The following is a 17,474-nucleotide window of genomic DNA, read 5'->3' as shown; positions in this document are numbered from 1 at the left end:
CGCATTTGGATCATGGTTCGAGTAGTTCCCGGACACCGAGTCCCGGTGTGTGATTGACGTGAATCAGCGCGTGTTCAAAGCGCGTATCGAGCACGATGCCCGGCTCCAGACACAGCGCCGCAGCATCGAGATCGATAAAGCGGATGACATCGCGACGCGCGGCCGCGACATGCGCCGCGGCGCTGACGCCGAGCGCGGATTCGAGCATGCAGCCGATCTGGCAGGGGACGCCGAATTGGCGACACAGATCAGCGAGCATCAGCGTGTTTCGAATGCCGCCGGCCTTCATCAACTTCAGGTTCACAAGATCAGCCGCTTGCAGCTCCAACACGCGCAGCAACTGCCGAAGATCAAACACACTCTCATCAACCATCACGGGTGTCGCGACGTGCTCACGAATGTGGCGTAGACCCGCGATATCCGCTGCGGGGACCGGTTGTTCGATCCAGGCTGGCTGGATGCCATCCTGCTCCAGCGCACGAAGGATCTGCACGGTTTGCCGCGCGTTCCAGGCTTGGTTGGCATCCAATCGTAATTCCACCTGACCATCCAGATGCGCGTGCAGGTGGCGGACGCGGGCGAGGTCGCTCGCAGGATCGCCGCCGAGCTTGATCTTCAGGGCTCGAAACCCCCGGGCCACGGCCGCCGCGGCATCGGCCAGCATGGCGTCCGGTGCATTCAGACTGATCGTCAAATTCGTTTCCAACACACTAGGCTGGCCGCCCAAAGCGACACATAGCGGTTGCGCCAGAAACGTCGCCCAGAGATCGTGCAGCGCCATATCGATCGCTGCTTTGGCATTGTTGTTGTGGGCAATCGCGGCGTCGTTGGCCTGCAGCAGTTCGTGCAAGCAGGCGATCGATCGGCCAATCAATCGCGGCGCCAGATGCTCCGTGATGGCGGCCACAATCGAACCATGGGTATCGCCGGTAATCGCTGCCGTGGCCGGCGCGGACCCATAGCCCTGAATGCCCACATCCGTGTCGAGTATGACGGCGATATCGTCCACTTGCTGCACGGTGCGCAGCGCCGTCTTGAACGGTGTGATCAACGGCGCACGGATGCGGGTCAAGTGGCAGGCAGTGATGATCATGGCGCAGGCGTCGCAGTTTGGAGGACGGTCAACAAGTCGATCCAGGAGCGCCCATCTTCGCTAAGTAGCGGCGAGAGCGGGGTCACCACGACCCCGCGAAACGTGAGATCGCGGCGGTTGCCAGCTAAATCTTGCACCCTGGCCGTATGGGCATCGTGGAGTACGTAGAACTCGCCGTCGCGCTGACCAACCAGCATCATCACGTGTCCGGGCATGTAGAGCCGATCCCCAGGCTGCAAGGCGCCGAGTGCCTGGAGCCGATCTGAGTGATTCATGGTTGCCGGCAGTTCGGTCCGCGCAAACGCCAGACTGCGTGCCTGATCACCCGTATTGCGCGGCATGACGATGCCGACACTCCGATAGATTTCGGCGATCAGCCCAGAGCAATCGCGGCCACCATCGTCATGGCCCCAACCGTAACGCTCGCCCAGAAACCGAAAGCCCTGGCGCAGCAAATTCGCACGCGAGTAGGCCAAGGGTTCGGTGGCACTCGCGATCGACTTCGGCAACAAGATCGGGCGAATCACGAGACGACCCGCCGCACCACGCATTGGCGCCTGGAGCACCCAATGCGCCAGTGGCAACTGGCCTGATACAGCTTGGTCCATCGGCCAGTCGGCGACCCATGGCAGGCGTACGCCCATGTCCAAACGTAGACCGTGCGCGATCTCGGGATCGAAGCTGGACTCGGCAGTGGCTGCCAGAATCCAGCGCGCCGGTTCGCTTGTCGCAAAGCCAAGAACCGTCTGCCGATCACCCACGGCGAGTTGGTCCTGATGCATCCAGGCCGCGTAGCGATCGCTCTGCACGAACGCCCATTGCCGGTCGCGAGAGTGATGCAGAATCGCCACCGCGTCACCTGGGAACAAGGCCGACTCCTGCAACCGATCCAGATCGGTGCTGCCTTGCGTGCTGAACAACGCGGTATCGGTCGGCAGTGTGCGTAGATCGGCGCGTGTGGTCACCAGTCCCCATGCAACGGGCACATGTTTGGCGATCGCGCTAAGGTTCAGGTCCTTCTGCCAGCGACGACGCAGCGACTTGCTGGGCGGCTTGCCGGAAGCCAGCACGCGCGTACTCGGGTCTTGACTGAAGCTGGCAATCTGGGTGCGAAGGGTGTCGCCATCGATCTGTTCGGGCAATTGGTGCAGGTCCCGCAAACTGCGGTCGCCGGCGAACTGTCGTCGGTTGAATGCGCTGATCTGATCCCGCGGCAACAGCACGTCGTCGGCGCCAGCATTCTGCGCAATCCAGAATCCTGCGTCGAGGTGGTGTGCGTCGATGGTCCAAGGCAATGCGGCCCGGCTGCTTGGAGCCAGGCACAGCAGCGACCATAGTAAGACGCACCGCAACCGGTGCGAAACGGCATTCAGAGCAGGCATGACCCGATGGTAGCAACCTCCGCTGTTGAGCGTGAGCCCGATACACTCAGGCTTTGCCGCAACGAACCAGGTGCCACGATGCGCACGCTTCTGATGCTGCTGGCCGGTCTGACCTTAGTGGCTTGTACGCACCGGTCAAAGCCGGTCACTCCCGCACTGACGCCGTTGGTGGATGTGCAGTCGCTCGTGCCAGACCTTCATGTCGACATGCGGTATTTCGGCACCAACAATTTCGTGGGGACGCGGATAGACGGCTATGAGGCGAACAAGTGCCTGTTGCAAGCGCCGGTCGCCAACGCATTGGCAGCCGTCGAGCGCCGTCTTCGCGCCGAATCGAAGCGCTTGCTGATCTTCGATTGCTACCGACCCAAGCGTGCCGTCGCGCACTTCATGCGCTGGGCGCGTGATCTGGACGATCAGGCCACAAAACCTGCCTATTATCCGAATCTCGACAAGTCTGTGCTGGTGCCCGATTACATTGCCGAGCAATCCGGGCACAGTCGGGCGGACACGGTCGATCTTGCGATCATGACGTGTCAGTCGGTCGACGACATCAATACGTGCACGATGCTCGATTTCGGCACGCCCTTCGACTTCTTTGACCCCCTTGCGAATACCGATTCCGACAAGGTTTCGGCCCAGTCTCGAACGAATCGGCAAGCGCTGGTCGATGCGATGGCCGCAGCAGGGTTTCGGAACTATCCGTTGGAATGGTGGCACTTCACGTTGAATGACCCGGAGCACCCGGGTCCGGCGCGCGATGAACCCGTGCAGTGACGCCTACGTGCGACGTCGCGTGGCGCGACACGCGGCAGCGCCCGGCTAGTCGCGCGGGCGCAGGCGCTCCGCTGGGAAACAGCACGAGAACATGCTGCCCACGCCGACCTGACTCTCAATATTGAGCTTCGCCTGATGGAGGTTCAACACGTGCTTGACGATTGACAGGCCGAGGCCGGTGCCACCCTTTTCCCGCGAGCGGCTGGTCGACACGCGATAGAAGCGCTCGGTCAGGCGCGGAATGTGTTCGGCAGGAATCCCGAAGCCCGTATCCTGCACACTGAAGCAGGCACCCTGATCCTTGAGCTGCCAGCGCACCGTGATGCTGCCGCCGGTCGGCGTATAGCGTACGGCGTTGGCAATGAGATTCGAAAACGCACTGTGCAAGTCTTTCATCGAACCGTGCAGGTCGGCCTGACACAGATTGTCGACCTGAATCTGGTGCTGCCCCTTTGATAGCGCTTCGGCTTCGCGCTTCAGCGTCGCCATCATCGCCGTCATGCTGACTGGCTCATCGCCAGCGGCTTCGGTGGCGTCCAGTCGCGACAGCGTGAGCAAGTCCTCAACCACTTGCGCCATGCGTTTGGATTGTCGATGCATCTCCTCGATCATCGTGGCGATGCTCGGGTGCTCATCGGTTTCGATCATGTCCAAGTAGCCGTGGATCACCGTCAATGGCGTGCGCAACTCGTGCGATACGTTTGCGACAAAATCCCGACGCACCTGCTCCAACTTCATCAGGAGGCTGATGTCTCGGACGATCAGCATCGCGTGGTCGTCCTGATACGGCACCAAGCGCATCGACAGACGCTTGTCACGATCGGCGGCTGTCTGCACGTCGATCAACGGCTCCTGCTGCGGTTGCCCGAGCAGCCATTCGCGCATCACCGGTTCGGTCAGCAGGTTCAACACCGGTTGCCCGCGGGCCTTGCTCAACCGGAAGCCGAGCAGGCCCTCTGCCGCGGGGTTCGCCCAGACAACTTGTTGCAGAGGGCTGAGCACGATGATGCCATCGGGCAGGGCGGTCGCAGCGGAGCGATAGGCGCGCAGCAGGCGGACCAGACGACGTTGCCGTTGACGCATGGATTGATGCCGGGATTGAATGAAAGAGGCGATCTCGGACCACACGCCTTGCTCAAACGGCGGCGCCTCGCGCGTTCGCGAGCCCAGCCAGCGCTGCAGTTGCGCCAGCGACCAGAGCATCCAGAGGCCGTAGGCGGCGAGTGCGACCAGAAAGCAAATCAGGACTTGGCCGACGACCAGGCCGAAGACCAGCGCAATCAGCAGCAACAGCAGCAAGCGTCCAAGCGACACTTGCCAGGCATGCGCACGCAAGCTGGTGGACAAGGAACGGGGCATCAGGGCAGCGGCGGCGTGGCTGAAAAACGATAGCCCGAACCGCGTACGGTCTGGACGAGGTCTTCTCTCTGGAACGGCTCCAGCGTCTTCCGCAGGCGGCGGATGTGCACATCCACCGTGCGTTCTTCGACGTACGTGCTGCCGCCCCAGATGTGATCGAGCAGTTGGGCGCGCGAATACACACGCTCCGGATGCGTCATCAGGAAATACAGCAGACGGTATTCAGTCGGACCAATGCTGACGGGCTGCTCGCCCGCAAATACTCGATGCGCAGGGCCATCGATTCGCAAGCCGCCAAATTCGACCGAGCCATCTTGTCCCTCACCGCTGACCCGGCGCATGACGGACTTGATGCGCGCAATCAGCTCGCGTGCCGAGAAGGGTTTCACGACATAGTCGTCGACACCCGCCTCAAGCCCGCCGACGCGGTCGTCTTCCTCGCCGCGTGCGGTCAGCATGATGATGGGCACATCGCGGGTCATCTCGTCCCGGCGTAGACGCCGTGCAAAGTCGATGCCGCTTGTGCCGGGCAGCATCCAGTCCAGCAGAATCAAGTCCGGGACCTTTTCGGCGATGGCAGATTGCGCCTGGCGCACGTCGGCGGCGTGCACGGGCGACATGCCGGCACGTGAGATCGCCATCGCGACCATGTCGCGGATGGCGGTTTCGTCTTCAACGATCAGAATTTGCTTCAACATGACCATTCGGTGGCAATCGGATTGCCTGACATTGAACCCACCGATTGTTGCCGATCCATGACAAACCCGTCAGATCGATGACGGGATTTTGACGATGAGGTGCCAATTTGCAGTCATTTTGCGGCCGATGGTTGGGGAACCATGCCGTCTGGGCCGGGACGATTACCGCGCCAATCCCAGGCGCTGCTCGGTTTCCGGGTGGATCCGGCGCCGCTCGAGTTCCAAAATGTATGGGGTGATTTCAGCAATTCGGGCCTCGACCCGGGCGCGCTGGTAATAACTGACGCTCGGTCGGTCCAACAGGCGCTTCAGCTGCTCCATCGCATCAAATGGTCGGCCGGTATACAGCGCCACTTCGGCATGGGCCTCCAAAGCCCGGTCCTCGTCGCCGGCCAGTTCGTTGGCGCGCGCAAACGTCAACTGCAGCGTTGGGTCCCAGCCACGTTTGTTGATCAGCGGGCGCAGCGTTTCGGCGGCCAGACGTCCCTGGTCCGTCTTCGTACTGGCGATCAGCGCTTCGGCATAGGCGATCTTCAACGGTGCTGAATCCGGGTAATCATTCAACAGCGGCAACAGCCGTGCTGCCGCAGCCTGGTGTTGCCCGGCGGCCACTTCCGCTTGGGCAAGGGAGATCAGGTACGTGAGATGGTCTGGATGCCGATCCAGCAGCTTCTTCAGCAGGCTGACAGCCTCTGCGTGCATGGCGGCACGCGACAGTGCCAGACCCAGACCATATTCCAGCGCCTCACGCTGCGCCGGCTTGCTCTGTTTCAATTCCCGCTGGTAGTCGGCGACCAGGATGCTTGGCGCGTCGCTCGACAACACTCGGGCCCGGTGCTTCATCAAATTGAACTTTGCGTCGTCGGGCTTGTAGAGCGACGCGACAACCGGCTCTTCGGTGACGAGCTTTTCAGCGCGCTCATGGGCTTCGGAGACGCGGGTAATCGTGACCGGGTGCGTTCGCAGGTAAGGCGGTGGGCCCTCGCCATTGGCGCGGGTTTCGTTGGCCAGTCGCTTGAAGAAGTCGGCCGCGGCCACTGGTGCAAACCCGGTCCGGTACAAGATGCCGATGCCGATCCGATCGGCCTCGAATTCATTGTGGCGCGTGAAATTGATCTGCTGCTGCTGCATGGCACCGATGCCGGACGCCAAGATGGCCTCGGTGGCATCGCCACTGGTATTGCGGGTGGCAACGAGCGCGCCGAGCATGGCCAGCGCAATCGGAATGGTCGATTTCTGCATTTTCTCGTAGGCGCGCACGAGATGGCGCTGCGTAACGTGCGCGACTTCGTGGCCCATCACCGCGGCCAGCTCGTCCTCACGCTGCGCGACATACATCAGGCCGGCGTTGACGCCGACAAAGCCACCCGGAGCCGCAAATGCATTGATGTCGTTCGAGCGGACAATGAAAAACGTGAAGTTCTGCTCCGGCCGTTCGCTGTGGGCGACCAGACGATAGCCGAGGGTCTCGATGTAGTCCGCCAGAATCGGGTCGTCGACCACGTAGCCGAGCCGGCGGTACTCGTAGAACATCTGCCGGCCATACCGGTCTTCTTCTTCGGGGGTCAGCACTTCGGCCGCCGACGAGCCCATTTCGGGCAGGCTGATGTCGGTGGCGTGAGCCAAGTTCAGAAAAAGCAACAGTGCGATCAGCGATGGCTTGCTAAACTTCATGGTTTGACACGCAAGAGACAGGGAATATGACCGGTTCGGCACCGGGAAGTTCAAGTCTGGAGCGTAACGGAAATGGCGTTAGCCGACTGTTGTGTGAGTCGTGCTGGTGCCAGAGCCCTCCACCCGACCGAGAATTGCCTTGAATCGCGCAGGATTGTTCGTCCAACGTGGCCCGGATGCGGGATTCGTACCGGCATTGATTGCTGCGTGCGCGGACTTGCATCAGTCGGCGGGCCCGTTGCGCGTGCTGTTTTTGTATGGTGACGCCGCCCGCGCGGCCGATCTTCTGCAGGTGGCAGCAGCCGATCGCGCTGCCTATGCCGCGCTGCTGCAAGCATGTCGCGACGCGGGCGGCAGCACCTTGGTATGCCAGACCGCGTTGGAAAAGCTTGGGATCGCCGTCAGTCCTGAGCTCCCGCTGTCCGTCGGCAGTCTGGGGCAGTGGTTTGACCTGCTGCATGATCTCGACGCCGTTGCAAGCTTGTCCCCATGAAACGATTCGCCGTGTATTTGCCGGAATGGACTCATGAGCGCTGGGTGTGGCTGCTGGACTTCACGCTCGCAGGATTGTCGTTCGAACATTCGTTTGATCTAATCATCGGGGAAGCCGTGCAGGCGATGCTCGACTGCGGCAGTCCGGATGCAACCCGTGTACAGAAGCAGATCGCCGCGCTCCAGCACCACGGGCTCAATGCAATCCATGTGCAGGCGCACGACCAGACGATGGACGGCTATACGCATGTCTTCCGTTTCTGAGCTGGTCCTGCCCGATGGCCGCCGGCTGGGTCTGGATGCCCGCGGCTACCTGCTTGACTGGGAAGCTTGGGACGCCGCCGTGGCCGATCAGATGGCCAGTGCTGAAGGCCTGACGCTCGGCCCCGCCCATTGGCAGATCATTCATCTGCTGCGTGAATACTATGCGGCGTTCGAAGTGGCGCCGCCGATGCGCCTTCTGGTTAAAGAAGTTGGCCAGAGGCTTGGCCCGGAGGCCGCTTCCAGCCGATACTTGTATCGATTGTTTCCGGATGGGCCAGCGAAACAAGCTTGCCGTTATGCCGGTCTGCCCAAACCTGTGTCCTGTATTTGACTGACTCCCGAGGCCCTGCTTGAACCGCGTGCTGATGTACACCACTGCGATCTGCCCCTACTGCGTGGCAGCGAAGAACTATTTGGTCAGCCGCGGCTTGAACTACGAGGAAGTCCGAGTCGATCGGGACCACGAGCGCATGCGCGAGATGATCACCCGCACCCAGCGGCGCAGCGTGCCGCAGATTTTTATCAACGACCACCATGTCGGTGGCTATGACGATCTGGTCACTCTCGACCGATCGGGTGGCCTCGACGCTTTGCTGATCAAGGAATAATTCATGGACGACCGCGTCAAGCAGTTCACCGACTTCAGAAAGCGCATGAACGAGCGCATTCTGGCCGAAGACAATCAAGTGGTGCGCCGGTTTTTCGCGCTCGACACGCAGACGTACAAGGCCGGGGCGCTGGACGTCAAGACCAAAGAGATGCTGGGACTGGTCGCGTCGATGGTGCTGCGTTGTGACGACTGCATCAGCTACCACGTCGCCCAATGCAAAGAGGTCGGCGTCACGCGCGATGAGTTCTTTGAGATCTTCAGCGTCGGTCTCGTCGTCGGTGGCTCGATCGTCATTCCGCATCTGCGCCGCGCGGTCGATTTTCTGGACCAACTCGAACAACAAAGCACAAGCAGTGACGCCTGTGCACAACATGGAGCACAGTCATGACTCATACGATTGCCGTGATTCGCGGCGACGGCATCGGCCCGGAAATTTCCGATGCGTCCCTGCGCGTTCTTGACGCCCTCGACGCTGGTCTCAATTACGACTTTGTCGATGCCGGCATGACTGCGCTGGAAAAGCACGGCGAACTGCTGCCGGCCGCCACTATGGCAGCCATCGGCAAGCATCGTGTGGCATTGAAGGGGCCGCTGACCACGCCGGTCGGAGAGGGCTTCACGTCGATCAACGTCGAGCTCCGGAAGCGCTTTGACTTGTATGCCAACTTGCGCCCGGCGATCACGTTTCCGAACACCAAGGCGCGCTACGACAACATCGATCTGATTACGGTCCGCGAGAACACCGAAGGCGCCTATGGCTCCGAAGGTCAGACGCTGTCGCCGGATGGCCAGCAAGCGCAGTCGCTGATCCGCGTGTCGCGTCGCGGCTCCGAGCGTATCGTTCGTTACGCCTACGACATGGCGCGTCGACTCGGTCGCAAGAAGGTGACGATCGTGCACAAGGCGAACATCATGAAGACCACGTCGGGATTGTTCCTGAGCGTGGCTCGCGACATCGCCAAGGACTATCCGGAAATCACCAGCAACGAGATGATCGTCGACAACTGCTGCATGCAGTTGGTGATGCGCCCTGAGCAGTTCGACGTGATCGTCACGACGAATTTGTTCGGCGACATCATTTCCGACCTCTGCGCTGGTCTCGTCGGCGGCCTCGGCTTGGCGCCGGGCGCCAACATTGGTACGGACGCGGCGATTTTCGAGGCCGTGCATGGTTCGGCGCCCGACATTGCTGGCAAGGGCATTGCGAATCCGTGTGCGCTGCTGCTCGGCGCCGGCCAGATGCTTGAACACATCGGCATGCCAGACAAGGCCACGCGCTTGCGCCAGGCGATCCGCGACACCATGGCGGCGCGCGACCGCGTGACGCCGGATCTGGGTGGCACGGGCAGCACGAGCACGTTTGCCGATGCGATCATCGAGCGGGTCAAAAATAGCCCTTGACCACGCTTCAGTCGGCAGGCGATGACCTTGCCTGCCGATTTACTGAGGGCGGGTCTGAATCGGTCCATCCTGGACGTTCAGACCGGGATTGAGTCCGGCAGATGGCCCGCATCGCCGCTGAACTTGTTCAGAGGTTCCCTAGCTTGACCGTTGCTGCGGTTCGCGGCAATTTGTACGCCGTATTGATGCTTGGGGCGAACTGCCAAACATGAAGTTACTGTCCATTTCGTTGCCTTCGAACTCAGGTGCCGTCCATGCTGGCCCGTGAGTTTGCGTTCTGGTCGGCGTTCCCTTGGGTGCTGCCGCAGGCGCTTTATGTGCGCCGGACGGCGCCACGGTTTGCGCCTGCAGGTGGTCCCATCCATGGCGACATTCCCGGTGAGCGCCCGCTGCGGTTGCTCGGCATCGGGGATTCCATCATTGCCGGTGTTGGCGTCAAGGAACTACCACACGCGCTGGTGGGGCAGACGGCGCAGCATCTCGCCGCGCAACTCGGTCGCGGCGTGTGCTGGCAAACACTGGGATTAAGCGGAGCGACGTCGGAGGAAGTCCGCGCGCAACTGCTGCCCAAGTGGCCGGACTCACCGGTAGACCTGATCGTCGTATCGGTTGGTGTCAATGACCTGACCGGTCTGTATACCGGGCCGCGCTGGCGACGATCTCTGCATGCGTTGTTGCGCGACCTGTCTGCGCGCGCGCCCGAAGCGGTCATTGGTGTGGCTGGCATTCCGCCATTCCATGCTTTTCCGCTACTGCCAGAACCGCTGCGTGCGTTGTTTGGCTATCGGGCCGAGTCCTTCGATCGTATCGCCCGCGTCGTTGTTGCCGAAGACCCACGACGCGTCTATCTGCCGATGCGCTTCAGCCCAGATCCGGCGATGTTTTCGGATGATGGCTATCACCCGTCTGAGGCCGGCTATAGCGGTTTTGGTGCGGCGATGGCGGAGGCCCTGGCCGATGCGTGTCGACGGCGCGGCAGTGCCTGAATCGGGGTTTTTGTCGGAGCTGCGGCTTCAGCCGCGAACGGTGATGCCGCAAGCTTGGTTCGGGCCTGAAGGCCCTCCTACAAGCAGTAGGGAATCTTGCCGCAAGCATGGTTCGAGGCGATGGTTTTTGTGGGAGCGGCTTCAGCCGCGAACGGTGATGCCGCAAGATTGGTTCGGGCCTGAAGGCCCTCCTACAAGCAGTAGGGAATCTTGCCGCAAGCATGGTTCGAGGCGATGGTTTTTGTGGGAGCGGCTTCAGCCGCGAACGGACCTCGGCAAGCTTGATTCGGGCCTGAAGGCCCTCCCACAAGCATTGGCTGACCTTGCCGCGAGTTTGGTTTGGAGCGATGGTTCTTGTGGTAGCGATGGTTTTTGTGGGAGCGATGGATTTTGTGGGGGCGGCTTCAGCCGCGAACGGCGATGCCGCAAGATTGGTTCGGGCCTGAAGGCCCTCCTACAAGCAGTAGGTGATCTTGCGGCAAGGATGGTTCGAGGCGGTGGTGTTTGTGGGAGCGGCTTCAGCCGCGAACGGTGATGCCGCAAGCTTGATTCGGGCCTGAAGGTCCGGCGCCTCGAACAGCCCGCCCCTATTGTCGTCATCCTGGAAGCCGCGAAGCGGATTCCGGGATCCAGGCTAATCTTGCTGATGGCGGCAAAAGAAGCCAACCCACGAAGCACGATGAATCGCTGCAACGGCCCCTCACCCGGCCCATTCGCAACATCAAACCCCGAAACAATCCATACCAGATCGAAAGCCGCCAACACTCTGTGGTTCAATCGGCAGCTCAGGCCTGAAAACTGGCCGATTTGGCAGCAATGGGATGGAGGGAGCAATCCGGATGAGTGCCACACAGCTTGCAGATGTCCTGGTGATTGGCGGCGGTTTGGCCGGAATCGTCACGGCGCTGGAGTGTCTACGCAACGGGAAACGCGTGATCCTGGTGGACCGCGACACGCCGGATCGCCTTGGCGGACTCGGGCTCTGGGCCTTTGGCGGCATGGCGCTGGTGGGCACGCCGGAACAAGCGCGATTGCGGATTCCCGATACACCTGAGCGCGCATTGCGCGACTGGTTGTCATTTGGCGAACTTCACCCATCCGACACATGGTCCCTGGCTTGGGCGAAGCGCTACGTCGAGCGTTCCCGCGCCGACATTTATGACTGGTTGAAAGGCGAGGGCGTAACCTTCCTGCCCGCCGTCAACTGGGTGGAGCGGGGTCGATTCGGCGACGGCAACAGCGTGCCGCGTTACCACATTGTCTGGGGCACGTCGCGCCAACTACTGCGGACGCTAATCGCGAATTTGCGCGCTGCCAACACCGGCAATCGGCTCACGATTCTGCACCAACATCGCGTCACGAGCGTGACGCAATCGGGCGCGCGCGTCGATGGCGCGATCGCGATCGATGAGCAAAACGACAACGAAGTGCACCTCAAGGCAGACACCGTTGTGCTCGCGATGGGCGGCATCAACGGGCATCACGACGAATGCCGCGCGAATTGGCCAAGAGATCGGCCCATGCCCGCGCGCATGCTCAATGGCGCGCATCCGTTCGCCGACGGCAAGTTGCATCATCACGCCGCTGACATACTCGGTGCCCAGATCATTGCAGCGGGCGAAATGTGGAACTACGCGGCCGGATTTCCGCACCCTTTTCCCCATTTCGACGGCCATGGCCTATCGACGATTCCGTGCAAGTCCGCACTCTGGCTCGATCACCGCGGCCGCCGCATTGGGCCGGAGCCGCTGGTCACGGGCTTCGATACAACTTGGCTCTGCCACCGTGTGGCTGAGCAGGAAAAGCCTTGGACCTGGCAACTGCTGAACTGGCGGATCGCCGCAAAGGAATTCGCGATCTCGGGCGCCGAGCACAACCAACGCATTCGCGATCGGCAGTTCTTGCAACTCTTGAAGGAAACGTTCCTCGGCAATCACCGACTCGTTCGGCAAATGCAAAAGGAAAGCCCCGACTTTATTGTGGATGACACGCTCGGCGGCCTTGCGGCGAAGATGAATGCGCTGACGTGCAGTCACGATGTTGATCCCGCCGTTCTGCAAGCCACCGCCGATGCATACGATGCGAATTTCGCACTCGGCAACAAGGTGGAAAACGACGATCAGATTCGCCGCATTTTGCATGCCCGGCAATGGGGTTCGGATCGATTGCGCACTTGCGCCCCCGCGCCACTGCAAAAGCAAGGCGCCGGGCCGTTCATTGCGATCCGCATGCAGCTGATCACGCGGAAAAGCCTCGGTGGTTTGCGCACCGACCTCAATTCTCAGGTGCTCGATCAGAACGCGCAACCGATTGCTGGCCTTTACTGCGTTGGCGAAGCCGCCGGTTTCGGTGGTGGCAATGCGGCGGGCAAGCGGTCGCTCGAAGGCACGTTCTTGCCGGGTTGTGTGCTGACCGCCCGCGCCGCGGCACGGGCGATCTGCAAGGGTGAGCGCTGATGGGCCAATTTCCCGCTACCGTTGCCGACTATCGCGAACGCGCCAAACGGCGTCTGCCGGGTTTTCTGTTTGACTACATCGATGGCGGCGCGGGTGAGGAGCAAACGCTCCGCGCGAACACGTCCGCGTGGCAACAAGTCCTGCTGCGTCAGCGCGTGCTCGTCAATGTCGACCAGATCGAAACAGACGCCAGGGTTGCTGGCCAAACCCTGGCGATGCCGCTCGTGCTTGCGCCCATCGGACTGGGTGGCATGTCCGCGCGGCGCGGCGAAGTGCAGGCCGTGCGGGCGGCAAACGCGCGCGGCGTGCCGTTCACGCTGTCCACCGTCGGCATTTGTGGCATCGAGGAAGTCGCCGCAGCGGGCGCGATGCTGAATTGGTTCCAGCTCTACATGTTGCGTGATCGCAGTGTGGTGGATGCGATTCTGCGCCGTGTTGCCGCGTCCGGTGTGCAGACTTTGGTGTTCACGGTTGACTTGCCGCTGGCTGGCTCGCGTCATCGCGATGTGCGTAATGGCGTTGCGACACCCGGTCTCGGTCCCAAGTTGTTACGGGTCAGTCAGGTCCTGCGTCGGCCGCGTTGGATCGTCGATGTTGCCCTACGAGGCAAGCCGCTGAGCTTTGCGAATCTCGCGGGTCACGGCCCGGCTGCTGGCGATTTCGAAGCGTTCCGCAGTTGGATCGATGCACAGTTCGACCCGACCGTGACCTGGGACGACATCGCGCGACTCCGCGAGCGTTGGCCTGGTAAGTTGATCCTGAAAGGGATTCTCGATGTTGAGGACGCCGAGCAGGCCGCGAAGCTGGGCGCTGACGGGCTCATCGTGTCGAACCACGGTGGTCGCCAATTGGATGGTGTGCGGGCAACGGCTTTGGCGCTGCCCGACATTGCCCGGACCTGCGGCAGCAAGCTCGATGTGCTGGTGGATGGTGGCGTGCGTAGTGGCATTGATGTGTTCCGGGCGCTCGCGCTCGGCGCCAAGGCAGTGATGATCGGCCGACCATGGGTGTTCGCCTTAGCCGCGGGCGGCGAGTCCGCGTTGCACACCTTGCTTGGTCGCTGGCAAAAGGAACTGCAAGTCGCGATGGCCTTGACCGGCGTGCGCCGGCTTGCTGACATTGGCCCGGCGTGTCTGGATACGAGCGTCCAGGCGCAGATCGGCCAACCAAAGGAGCCTCTGAACAAGTTCAGAGGCGATGCGGGCCATGGATGGCCCGCCCAGGATCAAGCACGTAAGTGATTGATTCTGGAGCACTGAGTCCGGACATGTGCCGGACTCAGTGCGGGTCTGAAAGTCCAGGATGGACTTATTCAGACCAGCAAATACTGGCCATGGATGGCCCGCCCAGGATCAAGCACGTAAGTGATTGATTCTGGAGCACTGAGTCCGGACATGTGCCGGACTCAGTGCGGGTCTGAAAGTCCAGGATGGACTTATTCAGACCAGCAAATACTGGCCATGGATGGCCCGCCCAGGATCAAGCACGTAAGTGATTGATTCTGGAGCACTGAGTCCGGACATGTGCCGGACTCAGTGCGGGTCTGAAAGTCCAGGATGGACTTATTCAGACCCTCCCAAACAGATAACTGGAGACCACGATGCCCAATGGCGCCCAAGCCCTGATGAAAACGTTGGTCGATGCTGGTGTCGAGGTCTGTTTCAGCAATCCCGGCACGAGCGAAATGCACTTTGTCGCGGCACTCGATGACGAACCCAAGATGCGCGCTGTGCTCGCGCTGTTTGAAGGGGTGGCAACCGGCGCTGCCGATGGCTATGCGCGCATGGCCGACAAGCCGGCAGCAACGCTGCTGCACCTCGGCTGCGGACTTGGCAACGGCCTCGCAAATCTGCACAACGCGCGCAAGGGCAAAGTGCCGATCGTCAACATCGTGGGCGATCATGCGACCTACCATGTGCCGCTCGATGCGCAGCTGCAGTCGGATATCGAAACCGTCGCTCGCAACGTCTCGCCTGGCTTTGTGCGCACGTCAAAGGCGACAGCTGAACTGGGTCGCGATACGGCCGATGCCATTGCGGCCGCGCGCGGCTATCCGGGGCAAGTCGCCACGCTGATTCTGCCAGCCGATGTGTCGTGGGGCGACGGTGGCGTGGCCGCACCGCCGCCGCCATTGCCTGCCCCGAAACTCGCCAGCGCAGACACCGTTCAAGCGATCGCGAAAGTGCTGCAATCGGGTCGCAAAGTGGCCCTGTTGCTGGGTTGCCGAGCCTTGCGCGAACCAGCGTTGCTCGCGTCTGCGAAACTTGCTGCCAAGCACGGGATCAAGGTCTTGGCCGAAGTATTTCCGACTCGGCTCGAACGCGGCGCCGGTCTGCCGACGGTGGAGCGTATTGCGTATCTCGCCGAGCTCGCGGGTGTGCAATTGAATGGGCTCGATGATCTCATTCTGGTCGATGCCAAGCCCCCCGTGTCGTTCTTTGCGTATCCCGGCAAGGCGAGCGAACTCGTGCCGAAGACGTGCAATGTGCATGTGCTTGCGAAACCAGACGAGGATGTGGCAGGCAGCCTGCAAGCCGTGGTCGATGCCACAGGGGCGGGCAGCACGACGCCCGTCTTGCAGCCTGCTGGTCGCCCAGGCCGGCCACGCGGTCGTTTGACTGCGGAGAAAGTCTGCAAAGCCGTCGGTCATTTGCTGCCTGAGCGCGCGATCATCGTCGACGAGGCGATCACCTCAGGCTTGATGTTGCCGATGATGACGGCTGGTGCGCCGCGCCATGACCTGATCACTCTGACCGGTGGCGCCATTGGTCAAGGTTTGCCGAATGCGATTGGTGCCGCGATTGCTTGCCCCGATCGCCCCGTCATTGCCTTGATTGGCGACGGCACCGCGATGTACACGATCCAAGCCTTGTGGACGATGGCCCGCGAGCATCTGAACGTCACCGCCATCATCTTCAACAACCGTTCGTACTCCGTGCTCAATGTGGAGTTGGAGCGTGTTGGCGCGGAGCGGATTGGCGACAAAGCGCGCTCGCAATTGGACCTCAATGGTCCGAACCTGGAATTCGCACGATTGGCGCAAGGCATGGGCGTGCATGGCACGCGGGCCGACACGGCCGAAGATTTCGTCAAGGCGTTCGAATACGCACTCGCGCATCCAGGGCCTCACCTGATCGAAGCGGTCGTGCCGGAGTCCTTGTCTGGTGCAAAACGCGCCATTCTGCCGCATCTTTTGAGGGCACTTCCGAAACTGCCGGCGCCATTGGCGCGCGCGTTGAAACGCAAACTGGCGCCATGATCCAGCGCCGCCATCATGCGGTCACGGCGCTTTGAAAGCGCCATGGATCTTGTTGTGATTGCCGGTCCTGCTCACGAAACTGTCTGGGTGCCATGCCTGTGCAGCGCTTGAACACCTTCGAGAAGCCGAACGCATCTTGGTAGCCGACGAGTCCGGCGATCCGCTCCAATGCGTGCTCAGTCGTACTGAGCAGATGCATCGCCCTCTGCATGCGTAGGGTTCGCAAGTGATTCAGGGGCGTATCGCCGAGCGCCGTCCGAAAGCGCTCGGCCAAAACAGTTCGAGACAAGCCCGCAGCGCGCGCCAATTCTTCCAGCGTCCACGCATGCGCCGGGTCTTCATGCATGCGCGCCAAGACGGTGCGAATGGGTGCATCCCGCACGGCTGCATGCCAACCGCTTTGTGACTGGCCCAGGCGTTCGCTGAGTTCACGCAAGGCGAACGAAAACAGGGCATCCATCAGGCCATTCGTCACGGCCGCGACGCCGAGCGCTGGCGCGCGCAATTCGCGATCGAGCAATCCAAGCGTTAGCGGCAACGGTGACAAGGCGGTCAGGCTGTCTTTGCGAATCACCGACCAAGCCGGCAGATCGCGCAGAAATGGATGCAACGGCTCGTTCCAGAATTGATAGGCGCCACTCAGTAGTTGCGTGTCAGCATTGGGATCGAAGGCGTGCTCGGGCGAATCGAGCACCGAGCAGACGGCCGTTTCAGTCTCTGGGTCGGGAGGCTTGGCGTCCAGACTCAACGTGTGAGTCACGCCGCGCGCCATCACCAGCGCATCGCCAGCCTGCATCCGAATGGGCTCGCCTAGATCCGGCGCGTGGACGTAGACCTGTCCGCGAAGCAGCGCGTGCAGCCCCAGGCTCTTGGGGCACGGGAATCGCAGGGCCATGCCCGGTGCCAGCGCGCGCAAATTCAAGGGTCGTCGGCGCAAACCCGCTTGCTGCAACAGGTCGGTCAAAAGGTCCATGTGATTAGTCAATCATCCGAAAGGGCGGACTATTGGACATGAAAAGCGGA

At 61.5% G+C, this 17,474-nt stretch carries 17 protein-coding genes; 11 read left to right on the top strand and 6 right to left on the bottom strand.

Annotation, left to right across the window (positions count from 1 at the left end; genetic code table 11):
* Positions 1–10 precede the first annotated feature (10 nt).
* Together C7S18_RS11550 and C7S18_RS11545 are read right to left on the bottom strand one after the other, a co-directional pair.
* Positions 11–1,093 carry a dipeptide epimerase gene (locus tag C7S18_RS11550; protein ID WP_106891711.1) on the bottom strand — a complete coding sequence of 361 codons (1,083 nt, stop codon included), beginning with the start codon at positions 1,091–1,093 and terminating at the stop codon, positions 11–13.
* Positions 1,090–2,475 (bottom strand): SH3 domain-containing protein, encoded by a 1,386-nt coding sequence (locus C7S18_RS11545; protein WP_106891710.1) that lies wholly within the window; start codon positions 2,473–2,475, stop codon positions 1,090–1,092. The genes C7S18_RS11550 and C7S18_RS11545 overlap by 4 nt, the downstream gene beginning before the upstream one ends.
* Positions 2,476–2,553: 78 nt before the next feature.
* Here C7S18_RS11545 and C7S18_RS11540 point away from each other — a divergent pair, with 78 nt between their 5' ends.
* Positions 2,554–3,252: a M15 family metallopeptidase gene (locus tag C7S18_RS11540; RefSeq protein ID WP_240623886.1), complete on the top strand. Its 699-nt coding sequence runs from the start codon at positions 2,554–2,556 to the stop codon at positions 3,250–3,252.
* Positions 3,253–3,297: 45 nt separating this feature from the next.
* On the opposite strand, the gene phoR is transcribed toward C7S18_RS11540, so the two are convergent.
* The 3 genes from phoR to C7S18_RS11525 all read right to left on the bottom strand — a co-directional run bounded on the left by phoR (position 3,298) and on the right by C7S18_RS11525 (position 6,983).
* On the bottom strand, positions 3,298–4,611 hold the full coding sequence (phoR, locus tag C7S18_RS11535) for a phosphate regulon sensor histidine kinase PhoR (RefSeq protein WP_106891709.1): 1,314 nt from the start codon (positions 4,609–4,611) through the stop codon (positions 3,298–3,300).
* Positions 4,611–5,309 carry a phosphate regulon transcriptional regulator PhoB gene (gene phoB, locus C7S18_RS11530; RefSeq protein ID WP_106894005.1) on the bottom strand — a complete coding sequence of 233 codons (699 nt, stop codon included), beginning with the start codon at positions 5,307–5,309 and terminating at the stop codon, positions 4,611–4,613. The genes phoR and phoB overlap by 1 nt, the downstream gene beginning before the upstream one ends.
* A 162-nt stretch (positions 5,310–5,471) precedes the next feature.
* Entirely contained in the window at positions 5,472–6,983 is a 1,512-nt protein-coding gene (locus C7S18_RS11525) for a M48 family metalloprotease (RefSeq protein WP_106891708.1), read from the bottom strand.
* 139 nt (positions 6,984–7,122) lie between these two features.
* Between C7S18_RS11525 and C7S18_RS11520 the strand changes: the two genes are divergently transcribed.
* From C7S18_RS11520 to C7S18_RS11475, 10 genes are all read left to right on the top strand, one after another.
* Positions 7,123–7,476, top strand: a complete 354-nt coding sequence (locus C7S18_RS11520) for a DsrE family protein (RefSeq protein WP_170113232.1) — start codon at positions 7,123–7,125, stop codon at positions 7,474–7,476.
* On the top strand, positions 7,473–7,739 hold the full coding sequence (locus tag C7S18_RS11515; protein WP_106891706.1) for a hypothetical protein: 267 nt from the start codon (positions 7,473–7,475) through the stop codon (positions 7,737–7,739). Before C7S18_RS11520 ends, C7S18_RS11515 begins: the two co-directional genes overlap by 4 nt.
* A complete protein-coding gene (locus C7S18_RS11510; protein ID WP_106891705.1) occupies positions 7,723–8,070 on the top strand; it encodes a TusE/DsrC/DsvC family sulfur relay protein in 348 nt (115 codons plus the stop codon). Before C7S18_RS11515 ends, C7S18_RS11510 begins: the two co-directional genes overlap by 17 nt.
* Before the next feature lie 19 nt (positions 8,071–8,089).
* Positions 8,090–8,347 (top strand): glutaredoxin 3, encoded by a 258-nt coding sequence (gene grxC, locus C7S18_RS11505; protein WP_106891704.1) that lies wholly within the window; start codon positions 8,090–8,092, stop codon positions 8,345–8,347.
* A 3-nt stretch (positions 8,348–8,350) separates the two neighbouring features.
* On the top strand, positions 8,351–8,737 hold the full coding sequence (locus C7S18_RS11500; RefSeq protein ID WP_106891703.1) for a carboxymuconolactone decarboxylase family protein: 387 nt from the start codon (positions 8,351–8,353) through the stop codon (positions 8,735–8,737).
* A complete protein-coding gene (locus C7S18_RS11495) occupies positions 8,734–9,750 on the top strand; it encodes an isocitrate dehydrogenase (RefSeq protein WP_106891702.1) in 1,017 nt (338 codons plus the stop codon). Before C7S18_RS11500 ends, C7S18_RS11495 begins: the two co-directional genes overlap by 4 nt.
* 254 nt (positions 9,751–10,004) lie before the next feature.
* Positions 10,005–10,736, top strand: a complete 732-nt coding sequence (locus C7S18_RS11490) for an SGNH/GDSL hydrolase family protein (RefSeq protein ID WP_106891701.1) — start codon at positions 10,005–10,007, stop codon at positions 10,734–10,736.
* A gap of 839 nt (positions 10,737–11,575) precedes the next feature.
* Positions 11,576–13,192: an FAD-dependent oxidoreductase gene (locus tag C7S18_RS11485; protein WP_106891700.1), complete on the top strand. Its 1,617-nt coding sequence runs from the start codon at positions 11,576–11,578 to the stop codon at positions 13,190–13,192.
* On the top strand, positions 13,192–14,433 hold the full coding sequence (locus C7S18_RS11480) for an L-lactate dehydrogenase (protein ID WP_206207898.1): 1,242 nt from the start codon (positions 13,192–13,194) through the stop codon (positions 14,431–14,433). The genes C7S18_RS11485 and C7S18_RS11480 overlap by 1 nt, the downstream gene beginning before the upstream one ends.
* Before the next feature lie 359 nt (positions 14,434–14,792).
* Positions 14,793–16,451 (top strand): acetolactate synthase large subunit, encoded by a 1,659-nt coding sequence (locus tag C7S18_RS11475; RefSeq protein WP_106891698.1) that lies wholly within the window; start codon positions 14,793–14,795, stop codon positions 16,449–16,451.
* Between the two features lie 13 nt (positions 16,452–16,464).
* Here C7S18_RS11475 and C7S18_RS11470 read toward each other — a convergent pair whose 3' ends face one another.
* Positions 16,465–17,424, bottom strand: coding sequence for an AraC family transcriptional regulator (locus tag C7S18_RS11470; protein WP_106891697.1), 960 nt, complete (start codon positions 17,422–17,424; stop codon positions 16,465–16,467).
* Between the last annotated feature and the right edge of the window lie 50 nt (positions 17,425–17,474).

Source organism: Ahniella affigens, assembly GCF_003015185.1.
Classification (GTDB): domain Bacteria; phylum Pseudomonadota; class Gammaproteobacteria; order Xanthomonadales; family Ahniellaceae; genus Ahniella; species Ahniella affigens.
The sequence above is the reverse complement of the archived record's forward strand: the minus strand, read 5'-3'. Positions and strand labels throughout refer to the sequence as shown.

Coding starts and splice junctions, on each gene's coding strand:
- C7S18_RS11550 (WP_106891711.1), bottom strand. CDS start 1,093: ATGATCATCACTGCCTGCCACTTGACCCGCATCCGTGCGCCGTTGATC.
- C7S18_RS11545 (WP_106891710.1), bottom strand. CDS start 2,475: ATGCCTGCTCTGAATGCCGTTTCGCACCGGTTGCGGTGCGTCTTACTA.
- C7S18_RS11540 (WP_240623886.1), top strand. CDS start 2,554: ATGCGCACGCTTCTGATGCTGCTGGCCGGTCTGACCTTAGTGGCTTGT.
- phoR (WP_106891709.1), bottom strand. CDS start 4,611: ATGCCCCGTTCCTTGTCCACCAGCTTGCGTGCGCATGCCTGGCAAGTG.
- phoB (WP_106894005.1), bottom strand. CDS start 5,309: ATGTTGAAGCAAATTCTGATCGTTGAAGACGAAACCGCCATCCGCGAC.
- C7S18_RS11525 (WP_106891708.1), bottom strand. CDS start 6,983: ATGAAGTTTAGCAAGCCATCGCTGATCGCACTGTTGCTTTTTCTGAAC.
- C7S18_RS11515 (WP_106891706.1), top strand. CDS start 7,473: ATGAAACGATTCGCCGTGTATTTGCCGGAATGGACTCATGAGCGCTGG.
- C7S18_RS11510 (WP_106891705.1), top strand. CDS start 7,723: ATGTCTTCCGTTTCTGAGCTGGTCCTGCCCGATGGCCGCCGGCTGGGT.
- C7S18_RS11500 (WP_106891703.1), top strand. CDS start 8,351: ATGGACGACCGCGTCAAGCAGTTCACCGACTTCAGAAAGCGCATGAAC.
- C7S18_RS11495 (WP_106891702.1), top strand. CDS start 8,734: ATGACTCATACGATTGCCGTGATTCGCGGCGACGGCATCGGCCCGGAA.
- C7S18_RS11490 (WP_106891701.1), top strand. CDS start 10,005: ATGCTGGCCCGTGAGTTTGCGTTCTGGTCGGCGTTCCCTTGGGTGCTG.
- C7S18_RS11485 (WP_106891700.1), top strand. CDS start 11,576: ATGAGTGCCACACAGCTTGCAGATGTCCTGGTGATTGGCGGCGGTTTG.
- C7S18_RS11480 (WP_206207898.1), top strand. CDS start 13,192: ATGGGCCAATTTCCCGCTACCGTTGCCGACTATCGCGAACGCGCCAAA.
- C7S18_RS11475 (WP_106891698.1), top strand. CDS start 14,793: ATGCCCAATGGCGCCCAAGCCCTGATGAAAACGTTGGTCGATGCTGGT.
- C7S18_RS11470 (WP_106891697.1), bottom strand. CDS start 17,424: ATGGACCTTTTGACCGACCTGTTGCAGCAAGCGGGTTTGCGCCGACGA.